Below are 3,691 nucleotides of genomic sequence, written 5' to 3' on the forward strand. Positions count from 1 at the left end.
CGCGACTACGCGCCGACTCGGCGAAGGCGGGTGCGGTGAGTCGGCGCGTAGTCGCGCCGACTCAGCGAGAACCTGTGGACGAGTCGGGCTCAGCCGAGGTCGAGGAGCACCTTGCCGATGGCGCCGGCCTCGACGGCGTCGTGGGCAGCGGCGGTCTCGGCGAGGGGGTAGTGGTGCAGCGGCATACCGACGTCGTCCCCTACGCGGAGCGCGCCGGAGGCGACGGCGGCGTTGACGTCCTCGGTGGCGGCGACCAGCAGGTCGGCGTCGAGGAAGTAGAGGAGCACACCCTGGAGGCGGACGTTCTTCGCGAACGCCGGACGCACGGCCAGTGTCGCCTCGTTGCCGCCGTTGTTGGCGTAGAACGCGATCGTGCCGTGGTTGCGCACGACCGCCAGGTCGAGCTCGAGGTTGTCGGTCGGGGACACCTCGACGACGAGGTCGACGCCGTCCGGCGCGATCTCGCCGACCCGGGCCACGACGTCCTCGGTGCGGTAGTTGACGACGTGGTGGGCGCCGGCTGCCCGGGCGAGCGCCGCCTTCTCGTCGCCGCTGACGGTGGTGATCACCGTCGCGCCCGACCAGACCGCCAGCTGGATGGCGGAGTTGCCCACGGCGCCGGCGCCACCGGCGACCAGCACGACCTGTCCGGCCAGCGCGTCAGGGGCGAGCCGGGTGACGTTGCCCGAGGTGAGCGCACGGTGCGCGGTGACGGCGGGGACGCCGAGCGTGGCTCCCAGGTCGTACGACGCCTCGTCGGGCAGCGGCACGACGCAGCGCGCGGGCTGCACGGTGAGCTCGGTGGCGGTGCCGAAGGCGCGCCCGAACTGCGCCAGCACCAGCCACACACGGTCGCCCGGAGCCACGTGGCCGACCCCGGCGCCGACCGCCTCGACCACGCCGGCGCCGTCCTGGCCGGGCGCGACCTCGTCGTACTGCAGGGCGCCCATGGCACCGACCCGGAACTTCCAGTCCGTGGGGTTGACCCCGGCGCGAACGATGCGCACCAGCACCTCCCCCTCACCGGGCACGGGAGCGTCACGCTCCACGAGGCTCAGGACGGACGACGGACCGATTTCGGAGTAGACGACTGATCGCATGTCAGCCCCAGCGTCACGACGTCCGTCGTTGTTCCCCGACCTCGGGTGCGGCGCGCCCGGCGATCAGCGGGAGGTCGAGGTAGGTCGCGATGCCCGGCGGCGCCGCGACGACGTACGGGATCGCGTTGACGCAGTGGTTGGCGGTCGAGACGACGCCCGGGTTGCGGACGAGCCCCTCCTCGATCGTGTCCGGCTGGAGTCCCTTGAACGTCAGGCTGACCGACGGGTCGCCGGTGACCTGGACCTCGAAGCGCTCCCCTGCCTCACCGAAGCTCCAAGCTGGCTCGAGGTGCTCCTCACCCATCAGCCAGTTGACGGTGGCGGTGACCACCGGGACGCCGTCGACGAGCGCGCGCCAGTGAAAGCGACGGGCAGCCACGAGCCCGGGCTCGATGACGCCCATCGGCGACTCGATCGGAGCGGTCGCGACCGCGACCTCCTGGAGGGTCTCGATCCTCGGATCCGCGGCGAAGCCCATCTCGGCCACGATCATCCGCACCGAGGAGCGGAACCCGCCGCCCAGCAGCGCCGCCATCGGGCTCTCGAGCGCCTCCTCCGGGGTCTTGCCGAACCCCATCACGTGCTCGATGACGTCGGGGGCTCCGTAGGTGCGGATGTCGGAGAACTCCTCCGAGCGCACGTGGGTCACCCGGGCACTGACCGCGGAGAGCATCAGCGGGAACCGCTCGGTGATCCCGCCGGGATGGATGCCGGTGCCGTGCAGCGTGGTGCCGCCGGCCTCGCACGCCTCGACGATCGCGGTCGTCGCGGCGGGGTTGGGGTAGATCCAGCCGACCGGGGTGACGACGTTCTTGCCCGAGCGCAGCAAGGCCACGACCTCTGCCTCGTCGGCCACCAGCGGGGAGTAAACGACGCAGTCGGCGTCCAGGGCACAGATCTCGTCGAGGCTGGACGACGTCGTGACGCCCAGCATCCCGAGATCGAGGACCTCACCGACGTCTCGGCCTGCCTTCTCCGCGCTGTGCACCCAGCACCCGACGAGCTCGAGGTCGGGGTGGCTGAGCACTCCCTCGATCGCTGCCCTGCCCACGCCGCCGGTCGCCCACTGGATCACCTTGATGGTCACAGTAAGAGATCTACTTAGTGCTCGGATCATTCGTCAAGGGCCAGGTGGCACCTTGCTTCGAAGGTACGCCCAAGGCTGGAGCGATCTGTTGAACTATGCCTGCCGCTTGACTGCCAAGAGGTACGACGTGGTGGGAAGCGTCGAAGGCGTGGACCTGCTGTTGCCGCCGTCGCCAGAGTTCCCGCGGGCGAGCAGTCCCTTTGCGAGCGCGGCAAGCGTTGCGAGCGCGGCGATGTCAAGCGCACGCTGCCAATCGAACTCGAACACGTCGAACGCATCGGCCCCGATTGTCCCGACGACACTCGCGATGAAGGTCTTCGCGAGCCGCACCGTCAGATCTGGCCAATAGGTCAGATCGGTCTGCTGTGTCAGGTATTGAAGTGCTGTCGCCAGCACCGAGACCACTGCCGCGCCAAGCGACATGACTAGCGCTGTCTTCCACGGCAGATTGATAACCGAGCCTGCAGCGGGAACTGCGAGGAGCACCGTGAAGAACTGCTGCCCAGCCGTCCAACCCGCGCGCTCGAGAAAGTCTGAAACTATTGCTATCCGTGTATCGCTCACTCTGCCCCCCCAAGGTAGGCAATCACTTTGTCAGCAAGTTCCGGCATTTAAAATGACTATTGCTGACTACCTGGTCATTGGGGTTGTTGAACAATCGGATAGCGCTACTTCATCGTCATCGACCGCCACTGCCGAGCCGCTCTGGCGACAAGTCAGAGCGCTTCAGCCATCGCCGCGCACGCCGCCAGCCACGACATCCGCGTCGCCTCGGACAGCTCGGCGTACGGCACGATCGAGCCCGACACCAGTGCCGGGTCGTAGGGCACCCGGAAGACCGCGCGCGTGCGCTGCTCGTAGACCGCCACCAGGTCAGCGGCGAGCTTGTCGTCGACCTTCGGTGATGGGTCGGAGAGCACGGTGATGCACTTGTGCTTGAGGTCGGTCATGCCGGCGTCCTGGAGCGCGTCGAGCATCCACAGGCCGCTGTAGCCGGTGTCCTCACGCACGGTGCTGGTGACGACGACCAGGTCGGCGGCCTCGGCCGCTGCCAGCCAGTTCTCGGCGCGCATGTTGTTGCCCGTGTCGACGAGGATCACCCGGTAGAAGCGCTCGAGGAGGGCGTGGACCTCCTTGAAGTCCGCCGCCCGGATGGTGCCGGTCACGTCGGGACGCTCGTCGGAGGCGAGGACGTCGAAGTGGGCGTCGCCCTGCGAGCGCACGAACGCCCCGAGGTCGCCGATACGCGACTGGTAGACGTCCTTGAAGCGGCCGAGGTCTTCGAGCAGCTCGCGGGTGGTGTTGCGGTGCGAGCTGCGGGTGCCTCGTATGCCGAGCGTGCCGCGGGTCTCGTTGTTGTCCCAGGCCACGACGCCGCCGCCGCGCACTGTGCCGAAGGTGTAGCCGGTCTCGACGATGTCGCGGCCGAAGTTCTGCCGCACCTTGTCGATGGCGCTTTCCGCCACCGCCCGGCGTGCGGCGGCCGGGTCGACCAGATCCGGCG

General features: G+C 68.7%; 3 protein-coding genes and 1 pseudogene. All 4 read right to left on the minus strand.

Features of this window, described 5'->3' with window-relative positions; all coding sequences use genetic code 11:
• Positions 1-89: 89 nt before the first annotated feature.
• Complete coding sequence (locus VOI19_RS16130; RefSeq protein WP_323793987.1) at positions 90-1,100, minus strand: NADPH:quinone reductase; 1,011 nt, start codon at positions 1,098-1,100, stop codon at positions 90-92.
• Positions 1,101-1,113: 13 nt separating this feature from the next.
• Complete coding sequence (locus VOI19_RS16135) at positions 1,114-2,187, minus strand: hypothetical protein (protein ID WP_323793988.1); 1,074 nt, start codon at positions 2,185-2,187, stop codon at positions 1,114-1,116.
• Between the two features lie 93 nt (positions 2,188-2,280).
• Complete coding sequence (locus VOI19_RS16140) at positions 2,281-2,673, minus strand: holin (protein ID WP_323793989.1); 393 nt, start codon at positions 2,671-2,673, stop codon at positions 2,281-2,283.
• Between the two features lie 230 nt (positions 2,674-2,903).
• Positions 2,904-3,691: pseudogene (locus tag VOI19_RS16145) on the minus strand (hypothetical protein); the annotation flags it as partial.

This window comes from Nocardioides sp. (genome assembly GCF_034670285.1).
Taxonomy (GTDB): Bacteria; Actinomycetota; Actinomycetes; order Propionibacteriales; family Nocardioidaceae; genus Nocardioides.